Below are 23,296 nucleotides of genomic sequence, written 5' to 3' on the forward strand. Positions count from 1 at the left end.
CGCTGCCAAAGCGGTGGCGGACGGTAAAAATCGATGCACGGCTTCGCCAATCCCAAGCGCTTTCTGTCACTTGCACGCTGGTTGACCCCGCTTTTGCTGGTCAGTGGCTTGCTGGTGAGCGCAGTTGCGCTGTGGTGGGGGCTCTCGCAAGTGCCCCCCGACCGGTTGATGGGCGAAACCGTGCGGATCCTTTTCCTCCACGTGCCGGCAGCATGGCTCGGCATGGGGGGGTGGACGGCCATCGCCTTCTCCAGCCTGGTTTTCCTGGTCTGGCGGCACCCGCTCGCCGGGCTCGCCGCGCGCGCCGCTGCCCTGCCGGGCCTGGTCTTTACCGTGATCTGCCTCGTCACCGGCTCGATCTGGGGCCGTCCGACCTGGGGCACATGGTGGGTCTGGGACGGGCGGCTGACGAGCATGCTGGTGCTCGCTTTCCTTTACCTGGCCTATATCGCGCTGGCGCAGGCGGCGGAGCGCGAGGGCGTATCGGCGCGTGTTCCCGCGATCTTCGGCCTGCTCGGTGCCATCAACATCCCGATCATCAACCGCAGCGTCGTGTGGTGGAACTCGCTCCATCAGCCGCCGAGTATCACCATGGGCAAGAGCGCGATCGCCGACGAGTTCCTGGTCCCGCTGCTGGTCGCAGTGCTGGGCTTCTCGCTGCTGTTCGGAGGCGTGGTGCTGGCGCGGATGCGCGCGTTGCTTGCGGATATCCAGGCCGAGGCGCGGCTGCGCCGCAAGGCCATGGAGGCGGCATGATGCGCGAAGCGCTGGACCAGTGGGATTTCGTCGTCGCGGCCTATGCGGTCGGTGTCGTCGGCACGTTGGCGATGGTCGCCTGGGCCTGGCTCGACATGAAGCGCGCCGAAAAGCGCCGCGAGGAGAGCAGGAAAAAATGACCGCGTTGAAGGCCAAACACCAGCGCCTGGTTCTGGTGGTGCTTGCATTGATCGCGCTTGTGGGGGCGGGGTTGCTGGCCGCCTATGCGCTGCGCAATCAAGCGAGCTATTTCTACCTGCCCGAGCAGATGCTGGAAAACCCGCCCGAGGTGGGGCAGGCCGTGCGTCTTGGCGGGATGGTCGAGCTGGGATCGCTCCAGACGGCTGCCGACGGCGTGACGTTGACCTTTGCCGTGACCGGCAAGGACGATGCCCGCGTGCCGGTAAGGTTCAGCGGGATCGCTCCGGATCTGTTCGTCGAAGGCTCGGGCGTGGTGGCCGAAGGTCGCCTCGGCCCCGACGGAACATTCGTCGCGGACAACCTCCTTGCCAAGCATGACGAGAACTACGTTCCGCGCGAATTGCAGGAGATGGACGAGCATCAGGCCGCCAAAATGGCCGAGGAAACGACGGTCGGCCTCGAATGATCGCAGAGCTCGGTCTTGCCGCCCTGTGGCTCGCTGCCGCGCTGGCCGCGTTGCAGATGGTCGCGGGCTTCATGGCCGTGCGAGACGATGGTTCGAGCGAGCTTGTCAGGCTGATCCGCCCTGCCGCGATAGCGCAAGGAGTGCTGGTCACATTCTCTTTCGCCATGCTCGTCTGGTTGTTCGCCATCACCGACCTGTCGGTAAAGCTGGTCGTATCGAATTCGCATTCCATGAAGCCGCTCATCTTCAAGCTATCGGGCACCTGGGGCAATCACGAAGGCTCGATGCTGTTGTGGGTGATGGTGATGGGCCTCGCCGGTGCGCTCATCGCGGCCGTGGAACGACGTCTGCCCGAGCGGACCATGAATGCCACCTTGGCTGCGCAGGGCGTTGTATCGCTGGGCTTTTATGCCTTTCTGCTGCTCAGTTCGAACCCGTTCGAGCGGCTGCCGACGCCGGCACCCGAAGGTATGGGCCTCAATCCGCTACTGCAGGATATCGGTCTCGCTTTCCATCCGCCCACGCTTTATCTCGGCTATGTCGGTCTGTCGGTCGCCTTCAGCTTTGCGGTGGGTGCGCTCCTGACGCGGCAGGTTACGCCCAACTTCGCCCGTGCCATGCGGCCTTGGGTGCTGGGGGCCTGGGTGATGCTGACCGTGGGCATCACCGCCGGCAGCTACTGGGCTTATTACGAACTTGGCTGGGGCGGCTGGTGGTTCTGGGACCCGGTCGAAAATGCCTCGCTCATGCCGTGGCTGGCGGCGACCGCGCTGCTGCATTCGGCCAGTGTCCTTGCCAGCCGCGATGCCTTGCGGACCTGGACCATCATGCTCGGCGTGGTGGCCTTCTCGATGAGCATGGTCGGTACGTTTCTGGTACGTTCGGGCATCCTGACCAGTGTGCACGCCTTCGCCGTAGACCCCGAGCGCGGCAGCTTCATCCTCGTACTGCTCGGTATCTTCATCGGCGGCGCGCTGCTGCTCTTCGCCCTGCGCGCCAGCACGATCAGCGAAGGTCAGCGATTCGCACTGGCGAGCCGCGAGGGTGCGCTGGTTTTCAACAATGTCATGCTCAGCGCGATCCTTGCCATCGTGCTGCTGGGCACGCTCTACCCGCTGCTGACCGAAGCTTTCGACGTCCGCGTCTCGGTCGGTCCGCCATATTTCAACCCGGTCGGCGCCATCTTCACGGTGCCCATGCTGGCGGTGATGGCCGTCGGGCCGCTCTTGCGCTGGCGACGCGACCGGGCTGACCGGATCGGCAGGGAAGTGGCGCTGTTCGCCGCGCTGGTGCTTGCCGCGCTGATCTTGTTCAGCCTGCTAGCCGAAATGGCGATCCTGCCATTGCTCGGCCTGGCGCTGGGCATCGGCCTGGCCGTGGCGAGCCTGCTGCCGCTGCGCGGGCGTAAACTGTCGCGCACGCCGCTGGCCACCTGGGGCATGGTGACCGCCCATTTCGGCATAGCCGTCGCGCTGATCGGCATGGCCAGCGAGAGTGCGTTCACAGAGGAGCGCCTTGCCGCAGTGGCCGAGGGCGGTAGCACCACGGTGGGACCGTGGACCATCGAACTCCAGGGCGTCGAACCGGTCGCAGGCCCCAACTGGACGGCGATCCAAGGGCGTCTGGCGGCGAGCTACGATGGTGGCGAGGTCAAAATGCTGACGCCCCAGTCGCGCAATTTCTGGGCGCCGCCCCAGCAGACCACCGAAAGCGCGCTGGTAACGCGTTGGAATGGCCAGCTTTATGCCGTTGTCGGTGACCGCGCGCCGGATGGCCGCTGGCAACTGCGCTTGTGGTGGAAGCCGCTGGTGCCGCTGATCTGGTATGGTGGGCTGCTCGTTGCGCTGGGCGGTGTGCTGGCGCTGATCGGGCGCGTGATCAGCGATATCAGGCATCGCCGCCTCGCCGCCCGCATTGCCCAGCGCCGCGCCGACCGGGAGGCAATGGCATGAGCTGGCGCCTGTGGGTTCCGCTGTTCGCCTTCGCGCTGTTTCTGGGGCTTGCGGCCTACCAGCTGACCCAGCCGAAGGACGATTTCGTCGAAAGCCGGATGGTCGGGCAGGAATTGCCCTATTTCGAACTCCCGCCTGCGATGGACGGTATACAGGGCGTCTCCAACGCCACTTTTGCGGACGGGAAGCCGCGCCTGCTCAACATCTGGGCCAGTTGGTGCCTGCCCTGCATCGCCGAGGCACCGCATCTCGAAAGCCTGAAACGGCAGGGGGCCGAGATCGTGGGCGTGGCCATCCGCGACCGGCCCGAGGATGTCGCGCGCTTCCTAGCGCAGCATGGCAATCCCTATGCGCGCATTGGGCGCGACGATCTGTCGGAAGTGCAGCTCGCCATCGGTTCGTCGGGCGTCCCGGAAACCTTCGTGGTCGATGGCAAGGGCGTGATCCGCTACCAGCATATCGGCGACATTCGCGAAAACGACGTGCCGATCCTGCTCGAGAAACTGGCGGAGGCAGGTGAATGAGACGCTTGATTCTGCTGCTGAACGCGGTGTTGCTGTGCAGTCTGTTCGGCCCGGCACTGGCGCAGGATACGATGCCACCGGCGCCCTATGCCTATCGCCAGCTCGACGATCCGGGGCAGGAAGCCGCCGCGCAGGACCTGATGGAAACCCTGCGCTGCCTCAAGTGCCAGTCGCAATCCATCGCCGATAGCGATGCGCCGATGGCGGGCGACATGCGCCATCAGGTACGCATCCGCATCGCCGCCGGCGAAAGTCCCGACGACATCCGGACCTGGCTGGTGCAGCGCTATGGCGACTATGTGAGTTACAAGCCCGAGGTCAGCTCGACGACCTGGCCGCTCTTCGCCATTCCCGTGCTGCTGATATTGCTGGCTGGCGGCATCCTTGTCGGCCGTTTCAGGCGGCGAGGGGCATGAGCTGGCTGCCGATCCTCGCGCTGACCCTGCTCGTCTTCGGGCTGGCGGTCTTCCTGCTCAAACTTCCGCGCAGCATGTGGACGCTGTTCGGATCGGCGTTGCTGTTCGGTCTCGCGGGCTATGCCATGCAGGGCAATCCCGGGCAGGCAGCAGCACCTGCAGCTCCCGTGGCGGGGGAGACGTCGGAGACTGGCGAGCTGATGATCGAAGCTCGCCGCGAATTCTATCCCGAAGGACGTCTGCCTTCGCGTTTCGTCGTCACCGCCGATGCCTTTACGCGGCGCGGACAGCACGATCAGGCGGCGAATTTCCTGCGCAATGCGGTGGCGGAAGATCCGCGTGATGGCGAGGCGTGGGTGGCCCTTGGCAATGCACTGGTCGAGCACGCCAACGGCCAGCTCAACGCCGCGGCGCTGTATGCCTATTCGCGGGCGGAAGACGTCGATCCGAATAATCCCGCGCCGACCTATTTTCTGGGGCTGGCCTATTTGCAAGCTGGAGAGCCCGGCAACACGCTGGCTTTATGGCGCGAACTGCTGGAAAACGCGCCCGAAGACGCAGACTGGCGAGAACTGCTTGCGGTGCGACTCGAACGGCTTGAAGCCCTGCTGGGCATTGCGCAACCTTCAGGCCCGCCAGAAACCGAATAGCAATCAACAAGATGCGTCGCTTGTTGCGAGTGCGAAGACATGCTGCTAATCGCCCCGACTGCGCCATCAAGGCCGAGTGACACGAAGTTGTCGGAACCTAATCCAGCATGAACGAAACCGCTCCTGCGCCATCCCCGCCGAACGAAGGCGTGCCATCGGCCGATTCGCATGGCGGTCACGGCCAAAGCGGGTCGCGCACGGCCCTTGCCGTGGGCGCGATCGGTATCGTCTTCGGCGATATCGGCACCAGCCCGCTTTACGCGTTTCGGGAAACTTTCGCGGGCGCGGCCAGCATCGCTATCGATCGCATGCACGTGCTGGGCGTGGTCAGCCTGATCTTCTGGTCGATGCTGATCGTGGTGGCGATCCAGTACGTCACGATCCTGATGCGCGCAGACAATAAGGGGCAGGGCGGCAGCCTCGCGCTGGTCGCGCTGCTCAGCCGCCATATCGGCCGGTCGAGCTATGGCTGGCTGGTGGTGCTGCTGGGCGTCTTCGCGACGTCGCTGTTCTACGGCGACAGCATGATCACGCCGGCGATTTCGGTGCTGTCCGCGGTCGAGGGCCTCACCGTGGTCAATCCGGGGCTCGACCCGCTGGTCATTCCCATCGCGCTGGTGCTGCTGATTTTCCTGTTCATCCTGCAAAGCCGCGGCACAGCCAAGGTCGGGGCGCTCTTTGCGCCGGTGATGATCGTCTATTTCGTGACCATCGCCGGGCTCGGCCTCAACCAGATCGTTCAGAACCCCGACATCCTCTGGGCGCTGAACCCCTGGTATGCCGTCCAGTTCTTTATTTCCGACGGGGCGATCGCTTTCTTCGCACTGGGTGCGGTGGTGCTGGCGGTGACCGGTTCGGAAGCGCTTTATTCGGACATGGGGCATTTCGGACGTGGGCCGATGCGCCTGTCGTGGTTCGGCTTCGTCATGCCGTGCCTGCTGCTCAACTATTTCGGGCAGGGGGCGATGATCGCAGGCCTGCCGGCGGAACAGGCCGCCGAGGTAGTGCGCAATCCCTTCTTCCTGCTCGCGAGCGAGGAATACCGCCTGCCGCTGGTGATCCTCGCCACCGTGGCGACCTTCATTGCCAGCCAGGCGGTGATCAGCGGCGCATTCAGCATCACGCATCAGGCGATGCAGCTGGGCTTCATGCCGCGCCTGTCGATCCGCCATACGAGCGAGACCGAGGCCGGACAGATATACATCCCCGTGGTCAACTGGTCGCTGATGGTCGCGGTGATCCTGCTCGTGCTCACGTTCCAGAACTCCTCCAGCCTCGCTAGCGCCTATGGCATCGCGGTGACCGGCGCCGTCACCATCGACACGCTGCTGATGGGCGTGCTGTTCGTGGGCGTGTGGAAATGGAAGTGGTTCCTGGCCCTGCCGGTGGTGACCTTCTTCCTCATCGTCGACGGTGCCTACTTTGCGGCAAACCTCGCCAAGGTGCCCGATGGGGGCTGGTTCCCGCTGGTGGTCGGCCTCGTGGCCTTCACCCTGCTCACCACCTGGTCGCGCGGACGCAAGCTGATGCGCGACCGGATGAGCGAGACCGCGCTGCCGATCGAAATCTTCGCCAAGAGCGCCAAGAACTCCGCCACCCGAGTGCCCGGTACGGCGATCTTCATGGCCAGCCAGACGGCTGGCGTGCCAAGTGCGCTGCTCCACAACATCAAGCACAACAAGGTGCTGCACGAACGCGTCGTGATCCTGACCGTGCTGATCGCCGATGCGCCCTATGTCGAACAGAGCGAGCGGTGCGAGATTCACGACCTGGGCGACGGGTTCTACCGCGCCGTGCTGCATTACGGCTTCATGCAGGAAACCAACGTGCCGCAGGGGCTGAAGGAAATGTCGCGCTGCGGCGGCGAGTTCGACATGATGCACACCAGCTTCTTCCTGAGCCGCCAGACGCTGCTCGCCAGCGACAAGCCCGGCATGCCGATCTGGCGGGAAAAGATCTTCGCCTGGATGCTGCGCAATGCGGCGACCGCAATGGACTTCTTCCGGCTGCCCACGAACCGCGTGGTGGAGCTGGGAAGCCAGGTGGAGATTTAGCGCTGCTGGGTTAAAAAGGTCCGTCTGCCAGCGGCATATGAACCCTGTCACACGTAGGCTATGGAAGCGTCTATGAAAATTGCTTCTCAGCCCAGGTGCGAAAGCTGGTCGGGCTGTTGGCTATATCTGCGGGGGTGCGCTCGGCAATCTGATCGAGGCCCGAGTTCTTTGCCTTCAGCATCTCGATCATTGCGACAGCCATACCCTCCGAGGCGCCATTCTGCAGCATGATTGCCTTCATGTCGGCCATCGATATCTCGAAATAATTCACCTCGCGCCCCACGATCTCGGACAGGATGCTCGTCATCGTAGTGAAGGTGAGATCTTCGGGTCCGATCATCGGCACTTCGTAAAACCCCTCCCAATTGGCATCGAGCAGGAGCCCGGCACTCACTTTGGCGATATCCTCCGGCGCGACATGCCGCAGCTTGAGGTCCGCAGGCGCGGGATAGTAAAACGCACCGGTTTCGCGGATTACGTCTGCCTGTCGTGCGACGTTCGACATCAGCGAAGCGCACGCAAGAGCCGCATAGTTCACGCCGGTCGCTTTCAGCATATCGTCCATCCGGATGCTGGCGGACGCATGTCCTGCATCGTCCGGCCAGCCTCGACCCAGAGCGGAGATGCTGACGACATGCGTGATGCCGGAGGACGGGAGAAGCTTCGCGGCCGCCGCGGAGAAGCCGACATAAGCCGCTTCCGCATCGGTGGCAGTGGGATCGGATGGAACGAGCCAGAACAGCCGCGTCGCACCATCGAAGGCTCGCTCGAGCGTCTCCTGATCGCTGTGCGACCCTTCGACGATGTCGCCGCTATCTCTCACTTGCCTCGGTAGTTTGGAAGGATCGCGCGCTATAACGCGGAAAGGCTTACCGCTCTCGAGAATGTGCTCGGTGACCCGAGTGCCGATATCGCCCGTCGGCGCAGTGATGACGATCATGATGAATTCCTGACGTTGGTTCGGTGATGCTTGCGGAGCCTCAGCAGTTTGACAGCGCCGAGGTCGTGTCGGCCTGGTATTTGCCGGACTCGGTGTCCTTCGTCCGCGCGATATCTTCGCTCGGCGGCCGCCCGTAGAGACGACGGTAGTCGCGACTGAATTGCGACGGGCTTTCATAGCCAACGGCGAAGCCGGCTTCTGCTGCGCCTACAGGAGCGGACAACATTATGCTGCGCGCCTCCTCCAGCCGCAAGCGGGTACGAAATTGCACCGGGCTGAGACCCGTCGCGTCCTTGAAATCACGATAGAGCGAGGACTGGCTGCGCACCGCGATCGAAAGCAGCTCGTCGAGATCGAATGGCTGGCGGAACGTCCTGTGAAGATAGGTGATCGCCCGTTCCACTGGCGCCGCGCGCTCGTCTTCATAGGCAAATTTGCGAAGCTGCGCGCCATAGGGGCCGGTTAGCAACCGATAGAGAATTTCTCGCTCGTAGAGCGGTGCAAGATGGGTAGCCGAGGCCGGATCGTCGAGCAGCCCGACAAACCGCGCAAGTGCATTCATGAGATCGGGTGGCGTTTGCGCAATGCCGATAGCCTGGATCGGCGCGCGAGGCGGCATCTGTTCGCGCATTTCGCGCAGAATCTGCCGATCAAAGAGCAGCTGCACGCAGATATACGGCTCCTGTTCGCTGGCATCGGTAATGAGACCGACCACCGGCACGTCAAAGCCCGCGATCAGATACTGTCCTGCCCCGTAAGCGATATCGCCCGCACCGCTGCGCACCGCTTTCGCCCCCTGAACGATCGCGCAGAAGGATGGCTTGTAGAATGCAGGGACGGGTTCGCTGGGGGCTAGCGACTGGTGCAGGATCAGGCGCGGTATGTCTGTCTCGACCGTGGCGTCGCCCGCAACGACCTTCCGCGCGGTCGCCACGATGGCGGCTGCATCTGTGTGCATCGCGGCGTCGTTCACGCGAACGCCGCCAAACGCGGGCTATCGCCGCAGAACGGTACCGACGCATTCTGCGCTGCACCATCACGCATCGTCGAGATCAGTCGATGCCGAGAGCTTTGCATGAGCGGGAAGGTCGCTCTATGGACTCGGGCAGGATCGCTCATATCGAGCTTTTTCTTTCCAAGCTCGCCTGCGAAAGTGACCGAACAAGCAACGGCAACACAAATTTCGCTAGGAAATGCAATTCTGTACTCCCGCGTCAAAGCGATTGACCCGACAATGCGCGCTCGAACTTTGGTAGATCGAGAAAGGCACGGACGTCGACCACTTCGTTCCCTTCGAAGCGAAAAATCCAAGCATACTCGTTCTCGTAAAGCTCGCCTGTATTGAGCGGCGCTCGCGCCGTGAAATGGATCATAACTATGTCCTCCGAAGCGACCGACTGCCATCGTACCGGCTTCAGCGGCCCGGAGAGGCGGCCGTTGAATGGCTTAACCAAGGCATCGAACCCCGTTCGATCGTAGGTTCCGGCGGTCGGGCTTGATCCGATGACGGTCCAGCGCATGTCGTCGGCCAGAAGTTCGAACGGCGATCCGGTTCCGTCGGACCACTCGGCGAAGGCCCGTTCAACAGCAGCACGATGGGTCGATGCTTCGCCGCTAGCGTCTCTGGTGTCGACTTCCGAGCAGCCGGCGACGTTAAATGACAGACAAGCGAAGATCAGTGCGCAGCGCATACTCATTGGTCTTCGAAGTCCGTCGATGCAGAGAGTTTCGCATGCGTAGCAAGATCGCTCAGACGTTTCGCATATGCGTTTCCAACGTAATTGAGCGCGTCCGTTCCGACCAGCAGGCGCATGGGTGGCTTTTCCATTTTCGCAATCGCAACCAGCGCCTCGCCGAGCTTGCGCGGATCGCCTGACTGTCGATGATTCATCGCAGTATATGTCTCGCGCTGCTGCTGGACCGCTTGCGCGATCTCCGAAATCTCGAGCTCGCCATAGGACGCCGAGGACTCGTCGAGAAAATCCGTCCGGAAAAATCCCGGCTCGACGATCGTCACGTCGATCCCGAACTCGGCCACTTCCTGCGCAACACCTTCCGAGAATCCTTCTACGGCGTGTTTGCTCGCGCAATAGACTGCGGACGCCGGAAACGACACCGTGCCACCGATGGACGTGATGCTGATGATATGGCCGCTGCGCTGTTGGCGCATGATCGGAAGGACACGCCGAGTCATCTCCATCACGCCGAAGACGTTGACGTCGAATTGCTTCCTGATCTGCCGGTCGCTGACTGTCTCGAATATGCCCATCTGGCCATAACCGGCATTGTTCACGAGCACATCGATGCGGCCGAAGTGATCGCGTGCCCGGGTGATCGCCGCGCCGCAATGATGGTAATTAGTCACGTCGAGATCGAGAAAAAGCAACGCGTCGCTTTCGGGAAGTTTCGATTTCGCCTGGGTCGCATCCCGGCCTGTCGCGATCACGCGATTTCCGGCACCGAGCGCCGCTCGCGCGATTTCGAGGCCGAGGCCGCGTGTCGCGCCGGTGATGAACCAGACTTTGTCGTCCATGTATGATCTCCGAAAGTGTTTCCGGGAACATGCAGGCATTATCGCAGAACGGTTATAGCGATCCTCTCATTTCCTTGCACGATATTCCCAATTCCCTGCATGGAGAGATCCGGTGAATGACCGCGCTCGGACTACTATCGGGCCGATTTGGTCACCTAGCCCGGCAGGGTTTGTCAGCGATTTCTCGCGATCAAGACGTCACAAAATTGCTTTGTGCCACCTAAAGCAGATTGGCCGTTTCCATCCATTCCAGGACATAGACTTCAAGCCATCGGCGGTTCGTCCTTCACCACCTCGTCCTTGTTCTCCAGCGCCAGTCCGTGCTTCAGCAGCATGGGGATCTGGGTGAAGGTGAACAGGAAACTGAGCGGCATGAAAACCCACAGTTTGGCCCAGAGCCAGCTTTCGAAGCTTAGCTGCATGCGCAGCACTTCGTTCAGGCCCGCCATGAACACGAAGAAAATGCCCCAATTGCGCGAGAGCTTCAGCCAGCCGTCCTTGTCGACGCCTTCGAATGCCGCTTCGAGCAGGATTTGCAGCAAGGCCTTGCCGCGCAGCCAGCCGCCGATCAGCAGCGCGCCGAACAGTAGGTAGATCGCGGTCGGCTTGATCTGGATGAACTTCTCGTCCTGCAGCCAGATGGTCAGCCCGCCGAAACCGACAATCAGCGTGGTCGACAGGATCAGCATCGGGCTGACATGGCCGAACTTGAACTTGCTGAAGATCAGCGCCACGACCGCCGCGATCATGAAGGCGATCGTGCCGTAGATGACGGCAGCAATCTCTCCAAAGGTCGAGGTCTCGGGCGGCTGGTAGAACTTGTACACGCCAAGGAAGACCAGCAGCGGGCCGTAATCGACGAGGATGTTGAGCCAGCCGGATTTCGGCTTGGGCTTGGGCTCTGGAGTAGTTCTGGGTTCGGTCATTTGTCCCTCAAACTGTCATTGCGAGGAGCCGCAGGCGATGCGGCAATTCATGGCGCATGGTTTGCCGCTCGCTCCCGGAAGATGGATTGGCGCGCGGCTTCGCCGCTCGCAATGACGGATCGCCAGCACTTCATGCCACCCCCGCGATGACCCGCGCCACCAGATCCGGATCGAAGGGACGTAGATCGTCGATTTTCTCGCCCACGCCGATGGCATGGATCGGCAGGCCGTATTGCTCGGCCGCCTGCACCAGCACGCCGCCGCGCGCGGTCCCGTCGAGCTTGGTCATCACGAGGCCGGTTACGCCCGCGACTTCCTTAAACACGTCGATCTGGGCCAGCGCGTTCTGGCCGTTGGTTGCGTCGAGCACCAGCACCACGTCGTGCGGCGCGTCCGGGTTGAGGCGGCCGAGGACTTTGCGGATCTTGGCCAGCTCGTCCATCAGCTCGCGCTTGTTCTGCAGGCGTCCGGCGGTGTCGACGATCAGCACGTCGGTGCCGATCTCGGTCGCTTTCTTCACGGCATCGAACACGATACTGGCCGGATCGCCGCCTTCGGGGCCGCGCACGATAGGTACGCCCACCCGGTCGGCCCAGGTCTGGAGCTGGCCGATGGCGGCGGCGCGGAAGGTGTCGCCCGCAGCCAGCATCACGGCATAATCGTCTTCCTGGAAGAGGTGAGCGAGCTTGGCGATGGTGGTGGTCTTGCCGCTGCCGTTGACGCCGATCACCAGCAGCACCTGCGGACGCGGGAAAGCGGTGATCTCGAGCGGCTTTGCCACGGGGCGAAGAATGGCGGCGATTTCCTCGGCCACCGCTTCCTTCAGCTCGCGCTCGGTAATCTCCAGGCCGAAGCGCTTGTCGCGCAGTTTCTCGCGAATCCGCGCGGCGGCGCCGGGGCCGAGGTCCGATAGGATCAGCGCATCCTCGACATCGTCCAGTGTCGCGTCGTCGAGCCGGGCCGTACCCACTTCGATGAGGTTGCTCGTCAGTTTTTCGGACGTCTTGCGAAACCCGCCGAACAGCCGGTCGGTCCAGCTTTGCTTGTCACTCATTGCAGAAGGCCATTCTCGAAGCGTGTCGGCGTCAGGGACACGATTGTGCCGGCGCCCGTCCCCTCGGGCACGGCAACGCGGGCGAAGTGCGGCGTGTAGCCGGTTCCGTCACGCTCGGCGAGCACGGCATGCGGTTTATCGACGAGCGATGCCAGCCACACCTTGCGCGTTTCCGTAGCGGCGGCGCGCAATTCGGCGGCGCGGCGCTTGACGGTTTCGCGTGCGACCTGCGGCATGCGCGCGGCGGGCGTGCCGGGGCGCGGCGAGTAGGGGAAGATATGGCCGTGGACGATCTCGAGATCGCGGATGATCGAAAGGTTCGCCGCGTGCTGGTCTTCGGTTTCGGTGGGGAAACCAGCGATGATATCCGCGCCGACTGCCAGATCGGGACGAAGGTCTGCCAGTTTGGACACGAGGTCTATCGCATCGCCGCGCAGATGTCGGCGCTTCATGCGCTTCAGGATCAGGTCGTGCCCATGCTGCAGCGAGAGGTGCAGATGCGGCATAAGTCGTTGTTCGTAAGCGAACAACTCGAACAGTAGCGGGTCGATCTCGATCCCGTCGAGCGACGACATGCGCAATCTCTCGAGACTCGGGAATGTGTCGAGTATGGCGCGCACCAGTTCGCCCAAAGGTGGCGTATCGGGGAGATCGTGCCCCCATGAGGTCACATCGACCCCGGTCAGCACGATTTCCGGCGCGCCATGACCGAGATGACGTTCCACCTCCGCCAGCACTTGTACGATGCTCAAAGACCGACTTGGCCCGCGTCCCCGAGGAATGACGCAGAAGGTACAGGCGTGATCGCAGCCGTTCTGCACCGCAATGAAGGCGCGGGTACGGCTCTGCGGTGCGGGCGGGGAGTTGGCGGGCACGTTCCAGGCACGAGCGTCGAGCTTGGCGGTATTCGCGACAATGCCGTCGACCTCGGGCATGGCGGCAAGCTGGTCGCGCTCGATGTCGGCGGCGCAGCCGGTCACCAGCAGGCGTGCATCGGGATTGGCGCGGCGTGCCCGGCGGATGGCCTGGCGCGTCTGGCGCACCGCCTCGCTGGTCACGGCACAGCTATTGACCACCACGAGATCGCGTTCCTGGCCCAGCATGGCGCGGATGCGTTCGCTTTCGGAGATATTCAGCCGGCAACCGAGCGAAATGACCTGCGCTTCATTCACGCGAAATCGTCCCATTCGAAACTGCCGCGATAGGCTTCGGTGGCGGGGCCGGTCATGCGAATCCGGTTGTCTTCGCTCCACGCAATGGTGAGATCGCCGCCGGGCAGGGTGACGGTCACCTCGCGCTCCACCAGCCCGCAGCGCATGGCGTGGACAGCCGTGGCGCATGCGCCCGTGCCGCAGGCCCGGGTCAAGCCCACGCCGCGCTCCCACACCCGCAGGCGAATGTGCTCGCGATTCACGATTGTGGCGACATTGACGTTGACCCGCTCGGGAAACAGCGGATCGTTCTCGATCTCGGGTCCAAGCGTGTCGAGCGGCGCCGCATCGGCGTCCTCGACGAAGAAGACCACATGCGGATTGCCGACATTGACAGCGCCGGGTTTATCAAGCCCGTCCCAACCGACCGGCATGGTCGCGGTGTCCATGCCGTAGGCGAGGGGGATCGCCTCCCAGTCGAATCGCGGTTCGCCCATATCGACGCTGGCGCCCTGCGCTCGCGGTTCGACCTGGATTACGCCGCCGGAAGTCTGCACGGACGCCGCCGCACCGTGCAGCAGGGCGACTGCGCGGCTGGCATTGCCGCAGGCCTCCACTTCGCCGCCGTCATGGTTGAATATCCGCATGCGGAAATCGGCCGTGTCGCTAGGCTCGAGCAAGATTAGCTGGTCGCAGCCAATTCCGGTATGCCGGTCGGTCAGTGCCCGGGCCATGGCCTGATCGATCGCGGGAAGAGAACGCGTGCGCGCGTCCAGCACGATGAAATCGTTGCCCAACCCATGCATCTTGGTGAAATCGGCGCGCATCCTGCCGGGCATCTATGCATTCGGCACGGCAGCGTCCAGTGCGAGCGTCAGCCGGCGCGGCTGTCGCCCCCGCGATTGGGCTCGGGCTTGGTGAAGTCGATCTTGGTCACGTTGTCGCGCTTCTCCTTCGCCAGCAGATCCTGCTGTCCCAGTCGTTGCAGCACTTCCGCGGCAGGTTCGGGGCGACCGTAGTGATAGCCCTGGCCTTTCATCTTCCCCAGACGCTGCAGGGCTTCGAGCACGACCTCGTTCTCGATCCCCTCGGCAGTGACTGGCAGCTTGAGGCCGTCGCTCATGGCAACGATCGCATCGACCAGCTTGGCGCTCTGCTCTTCTTCCTTGAGCTCGGCGATAAAGGTACGGTCGATCTTGAGGCGGTCGAACGGCAGGCTACGCAGCTGCGAAAGGCTCGAATAACCGGTGCCGAAGTCGTCGAGGCTGATATGGACGCCCTGATTGCGCAGGGATGTGATCATCGATCGGACCATGCCGACGTTTTCGTGGAGGCAGGTTTCGGTGATCTCGATATCGAGGCGGTCGGGCGGGAAATTGTGCTGGACCAGAAGTTTCAGCAGCTTCTGGGCAAACCAAGGATCGCGCATTTGGACCGGCGAAATATTGACCGACAGCGTGAGTTCGGCATCCCACTCTTTCGCATCCTCGAAGGCCTGCGCGATCAGCCGCTCGCTCATCTCGCCAATAACACCGATTTCCTCGGCGATGGGGATGAAGATATCGGGCCCCACCACGCCCATTTCTGGCGATTCCCAGCGCGCAAGCATCTCGAAGCCAACGAGCTTGCCCGTGTCGAGATCGATCTGCTGTTCGTAATAGGGGCGAAATTCGTCACGCGAGATCCCTCGACGAATGCCCGCTTCCAACTCGTTGCGGAAGCGCAGTTCGTTTTCCATCGACGGTTCGAACCAGTAGAAGCGGTTCTTGCCCTGCTTCTTGGCGTGATACATCGCGATATCCGCCTTGTGCATGAGCTTTTGCGCAGAGGCCGTGCCATTGCGCATGTCGTCAATCTGCCTGCTCGAAGCGATCCCGATCGAGATGGTCACGTCTACTGCCACGGCGTCGCGATGCACAGGGCGGCCTACCTGTTCGATCATCCGTGCCGTCAACTGATCGATGCGGTCGGGAACTTGCGGATGGTAGGGCACGACGCAGACGAATTCGTCACCGCCCAGGCGGGCAAGGATCGCACCGTCGGGCAGCAGTCGCTCGATACGCTCTGCCGTGTTGCGCAACACCTCGTCGCCCATCTGGTGGCCATGGAGGTCGTTGACCTTTTTGAAGTTGTCGAGATCGACGGCAATAGCCGCCAATGCCTGTTCTCGTCGTTCGAGGCCGGACAACAGATCGCCTAGCAGTGCGGTGAAGCTGCGGCGGTTATGGCATCCCGTAAGGTGGTCGAGATCGGCGAGGCGGCGGGCCTCCCCCTCGGATTTCCGGCGGGAGGCGAGCTCGGCCGCGAGAGCTTTGTAGCGGTGCCAGCCAAGCAGAACCAGGGCGATGTTCAGAAGAAGGGCGTTGGTCAGCGCCTTGTCGGGCGGGGCAGCCATGCCGTGCCAGGCTTTTACGAGGTTTGGTATTACCGCGCCTGCCGTACCGACGAACAGGACTATGGCCGCCAAAGCGATACCGAGAGCGACAAAGTCGCGCTCCGGCGTTTCGCCGGTTCGGCCCGCCCGTGCAGGTCGATGATCAGTTGTCGATGAAGTCTTGACGACCAATACCGCCCCCTGGAGTCCTTCGGCCCGCATGATTACGCAGGTCAGCCCTAAAAAGCCGTTAACTGCCCTCGATACCGGGGTGGCCAATAAGGTCAGGTGCCGCTACCGGCCCCGAACTGGAGAAAATGGCGGAGCAGGTACCCATGCGCTACTGGCTGATGAAATCGGAGCCCTTTAAATATGGCTGGGACGATCTCGTTGCCGAAGGGGAGGGTACATGGGACGGGGTGCGCAATCATCGCGCGAAGAACAACCTCGCCGCGATGGAGGTTGGCGATCAGGCGTTCTTCTATCACTCGCGCGAGGGGCTGGAAATCGTCGGCATTTGCGAAGTCAGCGTGGCAGGAATCACCGATCCGACCGATCCCGAAGGCAAATGGGCTGCGGTAAAGGTCAAGCCCAAGACCAAGCTGCCGCATCCCGTGACGCTGAAGCAGGTCAAGGCCGAACCGAAGCTGGCGGATTGCGAACTCGTCAAATACTCGCGCCTGTCCGTGGCCGAGATCCTGCCCGATGAATGGTCGATTATCTGCTCGATGGCGGGAATTTGACTTCGTCGTAATTCGATTTCGCTTTGTCGATCCGACCGGAACGTGATGAGCAGTCGTCCGGTTATCTTTCTGCAACTACGCGATAATTTGCGTGATCACAGAAGGAGACGTCCCATGGGCGAACTAACGGAAAAAATCAAAGGCAATGCCAACGAAGCGGTCGGCAACAGCAAACAGGCGGTCGGAAAAATGACCGATAACGAGCGTCTGAAGCGCAAAGGCGAGCGCCAGGAACTCAAGGGCGAAGCGCAGCAGCTAAAGGGCAAGGTAGAAGGTGCGCTTGGAAACGATATTTAGGGTCGGATATCGAGCCGCAGAACAGCGATGAAGGGCCGCCCCCGAAAATGGGAGGCGGCCCTTTTGTTGCTCAGCGGTTGCGCAACCCGCTGACGCTGGCGCCGCTTGCAGCCAGTTGTTCTATATCGATGGAACAGTGGATGAGCCGCAATCCACCCCGACCTTGAGCATCGACAAGGGCCTTCTTGAACTCGTCGGTGGTACCGGCGCGGGCGGACCAGCCGCCGAATGCCTCTGCCAGTGCGGCAAAGTCGGGGTTGGCGAGACGTGTTGCGCTGATCCGGTCGTCGCCTGGAAACTCGCGTTCCTGATGCATGCGGATGGTGCCATAGGCCGAATTGTCGATCACGATCACGATCAGGTTCGCGCCGTGCTGTATCGCGGTTGCAAGCTCTTGGCCGTTCATCAGGAAATCCCCATCGCCGGCCACTGCTACCACCGTGCGCTGCGGAAAACGAAGCGCAGCGGCAACGGCCGCGGGCACACCGTAGCCCATCGCGCCGCAGGTCGGCGCTAGCTGGGTCGGGAACCCGTCGTAGCGCCAGTAGCGATGCCACCAGCCCGAAAAATTCCCCGCACCGTTGCAGATGATCGTGTCGGCAGGCAGGGTATCGCGCATGAATTCGACGGCCTGACCCATATCGAGCGCATGGCCGTTGACTTGGGCGGTCGCCCATTCCCGCCATTCGGCATTCGCCTGCCGTCCCGCATCGAAATCGATCGCATCGCCTTCGTCCCACAGCGCAGCACTCTCCGCGAATTCGTCCACGCAGGCGCAAAGGGCGAGATCGGCCGGATAGACGCTGTTGAGCTCGTCGGCATCGGGGTGGACATGAACCAGCTTGCGGTCGGGCGTGGTCAGCGGCGGTACGGTGTATCCGTCCGTCGTCGCCTCGCCCAGCCGCGCTCCGACCGCCAGGACGAGATCGGCCTGCTTGACCCGCTCGACCAGCTTGGGGTTGGGGCCATAGCCGAGATTGCCAGCATAAACCTTACTTGAACTTGAAATGGCATCCTGCCGCCGGAAAGCCGTAGCGACCGGGATGCCGAGCCGCTCGGCAAACAGCTGGAAATGCTCGCGCGCCTTGGCGTTCCAGCCTGCACCCCCGATGATTGCCACGGGCGAGGCGGCATCGGCAATCAGCGCCATCATTGCCTGCATGGCGTCGGGGCAGGGTGCCTGTGCGGGGCGTTCGACGCGGGGGCGAGGGGTGGCATCGGTCACCCGGCTCAGCATGTCTTCAGGTAAAGCGAGCACGACCGGGCCGGGGCGCCCCGAGATCGCCGTGGCATAGGCGCGCGCTACATATTCGGGAATTCGATCCGCCGAATCGATCCGCGCTGCCCATTTGGCGATGGGCCCGAAAAAGGCCGCGAAATCGACCTCCTGGAAGCCTTCGCGGTCGCGCATCTCGCTATCGACGTCGCCGACGAAAAGGATCAGCGGCTGCGAATCCTGCATCGACACATGCACACCGATGCTGGCATTGGTCGCGCCCGGTCCGCGGGTGACGAAGGCCACGCCGGGTCGCCCGGTCATCGCACCGTCGGCGCAGGCCATGAAGGCCACGCCGCCCTCCTGTCGGCAAGTCACCACGTCAATCGTGTTCTGTCGGCCGAGCGCGTCAAGGACCTGGAGGAAGCTTTCGCCGGGAACGGTGAAAATGCGGTCGCAGCCCTGTTCGATCAGGCAGTCGACGAGCAGCCGGGCGGCTTGCGGAGTGTCGGGAGCGTTCATGGCCGTTGCGGGTAGCCCGCCCAAAGGGAGCGCGCAATCGCGGCGAACGTGGTTGATCTTCGCCAAAGCGTCTCAACGGGGGACAACGTAGACTCGACGGGATACCGATCGGTTAAAAAAGCGTTAACCTGACATCATGAGACGCGCACTTGTCCTTACGAGCGAAGCTTCCCGGCACTGGTTCCGCGCCAGCCTGCCACAGAGGCGCACGGCCTTTGCCGACATCCCGGCAAACGGAACGATCGACTGGCGCCTGACTGCAGAGGATGTGCGCGGCGTGGCATCGACCTACTTCGCCACCGTTGCGGCCGTCTTCGCCTTCATCATCTAGGCACCGGAAGCCGCTACCAGCTCTGCCGCCTGGTTCTCGGCGGCTATCAGCCGTTTTGCAAGCCAGGCGGAAAACAGGCACATCGCTGCGCAGAGCAGAACCTGTTCGGTAATCGGCATGCCGATGGCACTCAGCGCCATGGCGAGAAGCGATCCACCGACCATCGCGCCGGAGTTCACGATATTATTGGCCGCTATCGTGCGCGACGCCTTGTCGGGCGACACCCTGGTCGTGAGAAACGCGTAGAGCGGCACCACGAACATGCCGCCCGCCACCGAAATGCCGAGCAGGCATAGCAACAACACCGCCGCCATTGGCCAGGCGATAAACTCGGTCACTCCCAGCAGGCTGGCGGGTTGGTCCGCTTCCCACATCTTGGCCACCACGTAGAAGGCCATCACGAACAGCCCCATCACAATGACCGATCCGGGCGCAAAGCGTGCCGATACCTTACCCTTGAGCAGCGCATTTACCGCCACGGACCCGATCGCCACACCGACCGAGAAGACGACGAGGAACAGGCTGGCGACTTCCGGGCTGGCCATGATCGTGTTCTTGGCCAGCGGCGGGAACTGGATGAACAGCACCGCGCCGATCGTCCAGAAGAAGCTGATCGCCAGGATCGCGTAATAGACCTCGGCGTTGTGCATCGTATCGCGCACCAGCTTCACCGAAGCCCGCAGAATGTGCCAGTCGAGCTTTTCGATTTCGCCCAGCGGCGGAGCAGCCGGGATCTGGCGGCTGATCAGGTAGCCGATGCATGACACCACGATGATGCCGATCGCCGCCCAGCCGGTATGCTCCACGGCCAGCGGCCCGGCCAGGATCGTACCCATGAGGATCGCCATGTAGGTCCCGGCTTCCACCAGCCCGGTGCCGGCCAGAACCTCGTCTTTCTTGAGGTGCTGCGGCAGGATCGCGTATTTGATCGGACCGAGGAAAGTCGATTGCACGCCGGTGAGGAACAGCGCGAGCAGCAGCAGCGGGATCGCCACGGCATGTACGAGTATGCCGCGCCAGGCCATGTAGAGCCCGATCGCGCCGACGATCATGAGGCCGATCTCGCACAGCTTGACCGTGCGGATGATCCTGGCCTTGTCGCGCATGTCGGCCAGTTGCCCGGCCAGCGCGGAGAGGATGAAGAACGGCAGGATGAACAGGCCGGAAGCCAGCCCGCTGAACGTCGCCTCGGTGCTTTCGTCGTTATAGACCGCGTAGACGACGAACAGGACCATCGTGGTCTTGTAGAGATTGTCGTTGAACGCGTTGAACAACTGCGTCACGAATAGCGGAAGGAACCGCCGGCGGCGCAGCAGATGCGTGGATGTGAACATGACCCCTCGGGTAGAAACCCATTCTTGCAGTCCTGTGTAGTCTCATCGCAGCGGCGGACAAGGCTATTCGGCGTCTTTTGCGATGCACCGATTGCCGCTAGGGCGAAGCGGCGATGCTCAACCTGCCGAACATTCTCACCCTGTCGCGGATCGTGGCCATCCCGCTGCTCGCCTGGTTCCTGTGGTGGCCGGGATGGGAGGTGGGCTATCTGATCGCCTTCGCGCTCTACTGTCTGATGGGCATTACCGACTATTTCGACGGCTATCTCGCGCGGACCAGCGGGACGGTATCGAAGCTCGGCATTTTCCTCGATCCGATCGCCGACAAGATCATGGTCGCCGCCGTGATCCTGGTACTTGCCGCGCAAGGCGTGCTGCGCGGGCCGTATGTGGGCGACATGCACGTGGTGGCAGGCCTCATCATCCTGATGCGCGAGATCGCCGTATCGGGGCTGCGCGAGTTTCTCGGACCGCTGCAGGTGTCGGTCCCGGTCAGCCGGCTGGCGAAATGGAAGACGACCTTCCAGATGGTTTCGCTGGGCGCGCTGATCCTGGGGCAGGGCTTGCCCCGCTGGACCGTGACGATGGGCGAGATCGAGGCTAATCTCCCGCATACCGTTGGCCTGACGACGCTATGGGCCGCAGCCGTGCTGACCGTGATTACCGGCTGGGACTATCTGCGCGTCGGCCTCAAGCATATGGACTGATCGTGTTACACGGACCGGGGGTATTCTAAAAACACTCCTTGGTCTTTTTTTCATCTCTAAATAATAGCTTACGCTGAATTTCGTCCCTGAGCGTGTCACCATTCGTCGCCCCCTTCGATGAGATCCCGAAATCCTGCCTAAAAATTGAAGTTCACTTAAAGTTTGTCCAGTTCCGACACTCGCGAACCGCGCGATGAGATACATTTTCCCGACATTGGTCGACGAAACCAACTGGAGATAGGCGCGGCCGCATCCCACACCGTTCGGGGGCGTTACCGACAAGCCATCGACGACATGAAATAATGTTGGCAACCTATCGACGCGCGCGATCGTAGGAAAATGGTTTCGCTCCCCGGAAACAAGCTGACCTTGGCAGCGAAGCGGACCGGAACGCCTCCTATCCGCCATCTCCGGATTCTTCGGGATCCAGCCCAAGCCAGGCGCGCGGTTCGTGTTCGGGCCAGATGTATCGCGTGCCGCCGAGCCAGGGTTCGGAATGGCTGGGCGGAGGATGATCGGCGCGTAGGCGGAAGTCCTCTCCCGCAATAGGATAGGGAGCGTCCTCGTCCAGCCAGAGCATGTAGAGCGACTGAATCGGCTCGTTCGCTTTCTCGTATGTTGAATCCATGCAGATGACGTCCGCCCGATTGGCATCGAAACTGTCGACGAAGGCCTCGACTATCGCATTGAGAATCGCAGGATCGATAAGTGTGGGAGGGATGGAGTTTCTGGTGGCAAAGAAGTTATTCGGACTTATGTCTTCCCTAACATTATACTTTCCATTAAATCCAAAGGCCTGATCAGTAAGAGGCTTCTTTCTATTCCAAAATCCGATACGAGATCCGAGGGCTGGACCAACAATCCCTTTTTCATATCGGATTCTCCAGTCCTCCAGGGTCATCTCACGTATCAGTTGGCCTGGTGGTAGAGACTCGGAAGGTTTATTGATGCCAAAGAAAAGACTGAGATTGTCCAGCAGCGGATCAATGGTCGCGAGCCGAGCAGCCAAATCCTGGGTCCGAGCAAGATTGTCTTCCTGCGGATGCACGCCGCGAGGAACCTCGATCGACAATAAAATCCTTCTCTCTGGTATCACTTGTGGGCCGGCATGGGCGAGTGAATAACCGGCGTAGCGATTTCGCTATTACGAAAGATATTATCGATTACCATTTTGTCATGCAAAGTCTGAGTGTGCCATTCATTACGTACACCTAGGGTGGAGGCTGCTGTTTTTTGGCGCTCCCCTTGATCTGCAATGCCAGTATCCTCCAGTTTTGACACACCACCACCTAAAACCCAGCCACCATGGTCGGCCTTGGCCTCTACCAGCATCGCGCCGTCTGGCCGGTCATGGCAGCCGTCGAACTTAACGGGTCCCGTCACCGGATTGACGACATGAAAATCGGTGCCTGGTACGCCGCTGATAAAATCCTGATAGGCATTTGCGTTCGCACTACGTCCGTTGCGGTTTTCGTCCACCCACGTGCCGATTTCCTTGCATTCGATAATGCCGTCGTGGTCCGTGTCCAGAGAATCCGTACCGATGCGCTCTTTCTCGTCCGTATCCTGGCGCGTTGGCCCCGCCAATTCGCCAGCGGCGATTCCGATGGCGGCGCCGGTAGCACCTGCGGCGATCGCGACGGAGTTTTTCGGCGTTATCCGTGCAAACGTTTCCGTTACCGGCAGCGCTTCGGCGGCGAGCGATGCGCCGGGGGCTTTCGCGGCTGCGGCAGGTAGCGAACCGGAAAGAACGCCCATCGCCGACATCGTGTTCAATCGCGCGGTGTCGCGGCGATCGATGTCGCTCGCGGTCGTCTCCGCGGAACGCCGGAATTCCTGTATGAACGAGGCTTCGCCCTTCTGTGGGTCGACACGGTTCAAAGTCTCGTTGAATGCCTGCATAACTTCGGCATCCGCATCGCTGCCGCGCGCAATGGAAGCCGGATCGATGCCCATGGCCCGTGCCTGCATGTCGTAGAGTGCCTTAACCTCCGGCTTGCTCCAGACTTGAGCGGAAATTTGGTCGAGACTGCCGCCGCCTTGTTGGACCGATACGTCGCCCGCGGGACCTTGTAAAAGGAAGGCATCGCCCACCGTGCCGCCTGCCATGACATTTGCGAGTCCGCTCATTGGTGTTCCTTTCGTCTGATTACAGGAACATGAGCGAAACGGGCGGTACTGTCTCTGCGCAAAACGTCTAGGTATTCGC

At 62.0% G+C, this 23,296-nt stretch carries 25 protein-coding genes; 12 read left to right on the forward strand and 13 right to left on the reverse strand.

The genetic code is table 11. From position 1 onward, the window contains the following. Window positions 1-33 precede the first annotated feature (33 nt). The 8 genes from ccmC (at window position 34) to K3174_RS15290 (ending at window position 6,959) form a co-directional block, all read left to right on the forward strand. Window positions 34-756, forward strand: coding sequence for a heme ABC transporter permease CcmC (gene ccmC / locus K3174_RS15255; RefSeq protein ID WP_221560298.1), 723 nt, complete (start codon window positions 34-36; stop codon window positions 754-756). Then, window positions 753-896 carry a hypothetical protein gene (locus tag K3174_RS15260; protein ID WP_221560333.1) on the forward strand — a complete coding sequence of 48 codons (144 nt, stop codon included), beginning with the start codon at window positions 753-755 and terminating at the stop codon, window positions 894-896. The genes ccmC and K3174_RS15260 overlap by 4 nt, the downstream gene beginning before the upstream one ends. Next, entirely contained in the window at window positions 893-1,363 is a 471-nt protein-coding gene (gene ccmE, locus K3174_RS15265; protein ID WP_221560299.1) for a cytochrome c maturation protein CcmE, read from the forward strand. Before K3174_RS15260 ends, ccmE begins: the two co-directional genes overlap by 4 nt. Beyond that, window positions 1,360-3,315, forward strand: a complete 1,956-nt coding sequence (locus tag K3174_RS15270) for a heme lyase CcmF/NrfE family subunit (protein WP_221560300.1) — start codon at window positions 1,360-1,362, stop codon at window positions 3,313-3,315. Before ccmE ends, K3174_RS15270 begins: the two co-directional genes overlap by 4 nt. Then, window positions 3,312-3,839, forward strand: coding sequence for a DsbE family thiol:disulfide interchange protein (locus K3174_RS15275; protein WP_221560301.1), 528 nt, complete (start codon window positions 3,312-3,314; stop codon window positions 3,837-3,839). The genes K3174_RS15270 and K3174_RS15275 overlap by 4 nt, the downstream gene beginning before the upstream one ends. Continuing rightward, window positions 3,836-4,255, forward strand: coding sequence for a cytochrome c-type biogenesis protein (locus K3174_RS15280; protein WP_221560302.1), 420 nt, complete (start codon window positions 3,836-3,838; stop codon window positions 4,253-4,255). The genes K3174_RS15275 and K3174_RS15280 overlap by 4 nt, the downstream gene beginning before the upstream one ends. Then, the gene (locus tag K3174_RS15285) at window positions 4,252-4,905 is read left to right on the forward strand and encodes a tetratricopeptide repeat protein (RefSeq protein ID WP_221560303.1); all 654 of its coding nucleotides are present in this window, start codon (window positions 4,252-4,254) and stop codon (window positions 4,903-4,905) included. Before K3174_RS15280 ends, K3174_RS15285 begins: the two co-directional genes overlap by 4 nt. A gap of 107 nt (window positions 4,906-5,012) precedes the next feature. Further along, the gene (locus K3174_RS15290) at window positions 5,013-6,959 is read left to right on the forward strand and encodes a potassium transporter Kup (protein ID WP_221560304.1); all 1,947 of its coding nucleotides are present in this window, start codon (window positions 5,013-5,015) and stop codon (window positions 6,957-6,959) included. Between the two features lie 70 nt (window positions 6,960-7,029). Here the strand turns inward: K3174_RS15290 and K3174_RS15295 are convergent, their stop codons facing one another. The 9 genes from K3174_RS15295 to K3174_RS15335 all read right to left on the reverse strand — a co-directional run bounded on the left by K3174_RS15295 (window position 7,030) and on the right by K3174_RS15335 (window position 16,159). Continuing rightward, window positions 7,030-7,899, reverse strand: coding sequence for an NmrA family NAD(P)-binding protein (locus K3174_RS15295; protein WP_221560305.1), 870 nt, complete (start codon window positions 7,897-7,899; stop codon window positions 7,030-7,032). 40 nt (window positions 7,900-7,939) lie between these two features. Then, window positions 7,940-8,872 carry an AraC family transcriptional regulator N-terminal domain-containing protein gene (locus K3174_RS15300; RefSeq protein WP_221560306.1) on the reverse strand — a complete coding sequence of 311 codons (933 nt, stop codon included), beginning with the start codon at window positions 8,870-8,872 and terminating at the stop codon, window positions 7,940-7,942. 241 nt (window positions 8,873-9,113) lie between these two features. Beyond that, window positions 9,114-9,596: a nuclear transport factor 2 family protein gene (locus tag K3174_RS15305; RefSeq protein ID WP_221560307.1), complete on the reverse strand. Its 483-nt coding sequence runs from the start codon at window positions 9,594-9,596 to the stop codon at window positions 9,114-9,116. Beyond that, window positions 9,593-10,432, reverse strand: coding sequence for an oxidoreductase (locus K3174_RS15310; RefSeq protein WP_221560308.1), 840 nt, complete (start codon window positions 10,430-10,432; stop codon window positions 9,593-9,595). Before K3174_RS15310 ends, K3174_RS15305 begins: the two co-directional genes overlap by 4 nt. 263 nt (window positions 10,433-10,695) lie before the next feature. Continuing rightward, entirely contained in the window at window positions 10,696-11,358 is a 663-nt protein-coding gene (locus K3174_RS15315) for an inner membrane-spanning protein YciB (protein WP_221560309.1), read from the reverse strand. Window positions 11,359-11,488: 130 nt separating this feature from the next. After that, window positions 11,489-12,412: a signal recognition particle-docking protein FtsY gene (ftsY, locus tag K3174_RS15320; RefSeq protein ID WP_221560310.1), complete on the reverse strand. Its 924-nt coding sequence runs from the start codon at window positions 12,410-12,412 to the stop codon at window positions 11,489-11,491. Further along, window positions 12,409-13,584: a MiaB/RimO family radical SAM methylthiotransferase gene (locus tag K3174_RS15325; protein ID WP_221560311.1), complete on the reverse strand. Its 1,176-nt coding sequence runs from the start codon at window positions 13,582-13,584 to the stop codon at window positions 12,409-12,411. The genes ftsY and K3174_RS15325 overlap by 4 nt, the downstream gene beginning before the upstream one ends. Then, entirely contained in the window at window positions 13,581-14,390 is an 810-nt protein-coding gene (dapF, locus tag K3174_RS15330; protein WP_221560332.1) for a diaminopimelate epimerase, read from the reverse strand. The genes K3174_RS15325 and dapF overlap by 4 nt, the downstream gene beginning before the upstream one ends. 47 nt (window positions 14,391-14,437) lie before the next feature. Then, window positions 14,438-16,159, reverse strand: a complete 1,722-nt coding sequence (locus tag K3174_RS15335) for a putative bifunctional diguanylate cyclase/phosphodiesterase (protein ID WP_221560312.1) — start codon at window positions 16,157-16,159, stop codon at window positions 14,438-14,440. Window positions 16,160-16,272: 113 nt separating this feature from the next. Between K3174_RS15335 and K3174_RS15340 the strand changes: the two genes are divergently transcribed. Together K3174_RS15340 and K3174_RS15345 are read left to right on the forward strand one after the other, a co-directional pair. Then, a complete protein-coding gene (locus tag K3174_RS15340; protein WP_221560313.1) occupies window positions 16,273-16,680 on the forward strand; it encodes an EVE domain-containing protein in 408 nt (135 codons plus the stop codon). A gap of 114 nt (window positions 16,681-16,794) precedes the next feature. Beyond that, on the forward strand, window positions 16,795-16,977 hold the full coding sequence (locus K3174_RS15345) for a CsbD family protein (protein ID WP_221560314.1): 183 nt from the start codon (window positions 16,795-16,797) through the stop codon (window positions 16,975-16,977). A 70-nt stretch (window positions 16,978-17,047) separates the two neighbouring features. Here the strand turns inward: K3174_RS15345 and K3174_RS15350 are convergent, their stop codons facing one another. Continuing rightward, window positions 17,048-18,715: a thiamine pyrophosphate-binding protein gene (locus tag K3174_RS15350; protein ID WP_221560315.1), complete on the reverse strand. Its 1,668-nt coding sequence runs from the start codon at window positions 18,713-18,715 to the stop codon at window positions 17,048-17,050. Between the two features lie 136 nt (window positions 18,716-18,851). Here K3174_RS15350 and K3174_RS15355 point away from each other — a divergent pair, with 136 nt between their 5' ends. Continuing rightward, window positions 18,852-19,046: a hypothetical protein gene (locus K3174_RS15355; RefSeq protein ID WP_221560316.1), complete on the forward strand. Its 195-nt coding sequence runs from the start codon at window positions 18,852-18,854 to the stop codon at window positions 19,044-19,046. On the opposite strand, the gene K3174_RS15360 is transcribed toward K3174_RS15355, so the two are convergent. After that, complete coding sequence (locus K3174_RS15360; protein WP_221560317.1) at window positions 19,043-20,380, reverse strand: MFS transporter; 1,338 nt, start codon at window positions 20,378-20,380, stop codon at window positions 19,043-19,045. The two genes, K3174_RS15355 and K3174_RS15360, sit on opposite strands and share 4 nt — an antisense overlap. Before the next feature lie 113 nt (window positions 20,381-20,493). Between K3174_RS15360 and pgsA the strand changes: the two genes are divergently transcribed. Further along, window positions 20,494-21,087, forward strand: coding sequence for a CDP-diacylglycerol--glycerol-3-phosphate 3-phosphatidyltransferase (gene pgsA, locus K3174_RS15365; RefSeq protein WP_221560318.1), 594 nt, complete (start codon window positions 20,494-20,496; stop codon window positions 21,085-21,087). Window positions 21,088-21,484: 397 nt separating this feature from the next. On the opposite strand, the gene K3174_RS15370 is transcribed toward pgsA, so the two are convergent. Beyond that, window positions 21,485-22,159, reverse strand: a complete 675-nt coding sequence (locus K3174_RS15370; protein WP_221560319.1) for a hypothetical protein — start codon at window positions 22,157-22,159, stop codon at window positions 21,485-21,487. A 20-nt stretch (window positions 22,160-22,179) separates the two neighbouring features. Continuing rightward, the gene (locus tag K3174_RS15375) at window positions 22,180-23,217 is read right to left on the reverse strand and encodes a hypothetical protein (protein ID WP_221560320.1); all 1,038 of its coding nucleotides are present in this window, start codon (window positions 23,215-23,217) and stop codon (window positions 22,180-22,182) included. Window positions 23,218-23,296: the final 79 nt, after the last annotated feature.

The organism is Qipengyuania qiaonensis (assembly GCF_019711515.1).
Taxonomy (GTDB): Bacteria; Pseudomonadota; Alphaproteobacteria; order Sphingomonadales; family Sphingomonadaceae; genus Qipengyuania; species Qipengyuania qiaonensis.

Bases quoted from the DNA above. Each gene is read 5' to 3' on its own strand.
- K3174_RS15355 (WP_221560316.1), top strand. From the start codon at position 18,852: ATGAGACGCGCACTTGTCCTTACGAGCGAAGCTTCCCGGCACTGGTTC.
- ftsY (WP_221560310.1), bottom strand. From the start codon at position 12,412: ATGAGTGACAAGCAAAGCTGGACCGACCGGCTGTTCGGCGGGTTTCGC.
- K3174_RS15270 (WP_221560300.1), top strand. From the start codon at position 1,360: ATGATCGCAGAGCTCGGTCTTGCCGCCCTGTGGCTCGCTGCCGCGCTG.
- K3174_RS15280 (WP_221560302.1), top strand. From the start codon at position 3,836: ATGAGACGCTTGATTCTGCTGCTGAACGCGGTGTTGCTGTGCAGTCTG.
- K3174_RS15375 (WP_221560320.1), bottom strand. From the start codon at position 23,217: ATGAGCGGACTCGCAAATGTCATGGCAGGCGGCACGGTGGGCGATGCC.
- K3174_RS15290 (WP_221560304.1), top strand. From the start codon at position 5,013: ATGAACGAAACCGCTCCTGCGCCATCCCCGCCGAACGAAGGCGTGCCA.
- K3174_RS15340 (WP_221560313.1), top strand. From the start codon at position 16,273: ATGCGCTACTGGCTGATGAAATCGGAGCCCTTTAAATATGGCTGGGAC.
- K3174_RS15305 (WP_221560307.1), bottom strand. From the start codon at position 9,596: ATGAGTATGCGCTGCGCACTGATCTTCGCTTGTCTGTCATTTAACGTC.
- K3174_RS15295 (WP_221560305.1), bottom strand. From the start codon at position 7,899: ATGATCGTCATCACTGCGCCGACGGGCGATATCGGCACTCGGGTCACC.
- K3174_RS15345 (WP_221560314.1), top strand. From the start codon at position 16,795: ATGGGCGAACTAACGGAAAAAATCAAAGGCAATGCCAACGAAGCGGTC.
- K3174_RS15350 (WP_221560315.1), bottom strand. From the start codon at position 18,715: ATGAACGCTCCCGACACTCCGCAAGCCGCCCGGCTGCTCGTCGACTGC.
- K3174_RS15310 (WP_221560308.1), bottom strand. From the start codon at position 10,432: ATGGACGACAAAGTCTGGTTCATCACCGGCGCGACACGCGGCCTCGGC.
- K3174_RS15260 (WP_221560333.1), top strand. From the start codon at position 753: ATGATGCGCGAAGCGCTGGACCAGTGGGATTTCGTCGTCGCGGCCTAT.
- dapF (WP_221560332.1), bottom strand. From the start codon at position 14,390: ATGCGCGCCGATTTCACCAAGATGCATGGGTTGGGCAACGATTTCATC.
- ccmC (WP_221560298.1), top strand. From the start codon at position 34: ATGCACGGCTTCGCCAATCCCAAGCGCTTTCTGTCACTTGCACGCTGG.
- pgsA (WP_221560318.1), top strand. From the start codon at position 20,494: ATGCTCAACCTGCCGAACATTCTCACCCTGTCGCGGATCGTGGCCATC.
- ccmE (WP_221560299.1), top strand. From the start codon at position 893: ATGACCGCGTTGAAGGCCAAACACCAGCGCCTGGTTCTGGTGGTGCTT.
- K3174_RS15315 (WP_221560309.1), bottom strand. From the start codon at position 11,358: ATGACCGAACCCAGAACTACTCCAGAGCCCAAGCCCAAGCCGAAATCC.
- K3174_RS15275 (WP_221560301.1), top strand. From the start codon at position 3,312: ATGAGCTGGCGCCTGTGGGTTCCGCTGTTCGCCTTCGCGCTGTTTCTG.
- K3174_RS15360 (WP_221560317.1), bottom strand. From the start codon at position 20,380: ATGTTCACATCCACGCATCTGCTGCGCCGCCGGCGGTTCCTTCCGCTA.
- K3174_RS15285 (WP_221560303.1), top strand. From the start codon at position 4,252: ATGAGCTGGCTGCCGATCCTCGCGCTGACCCTGCTCGTCTTCGGGCTG.
- K3174_RS15335 (WP_221560312.1), bottom strand. From the start codon at position 16,159: ATGCGGGCCGAAGGACTCCAGGGGGCGGTATTGGTCGTCAAGACTTCA.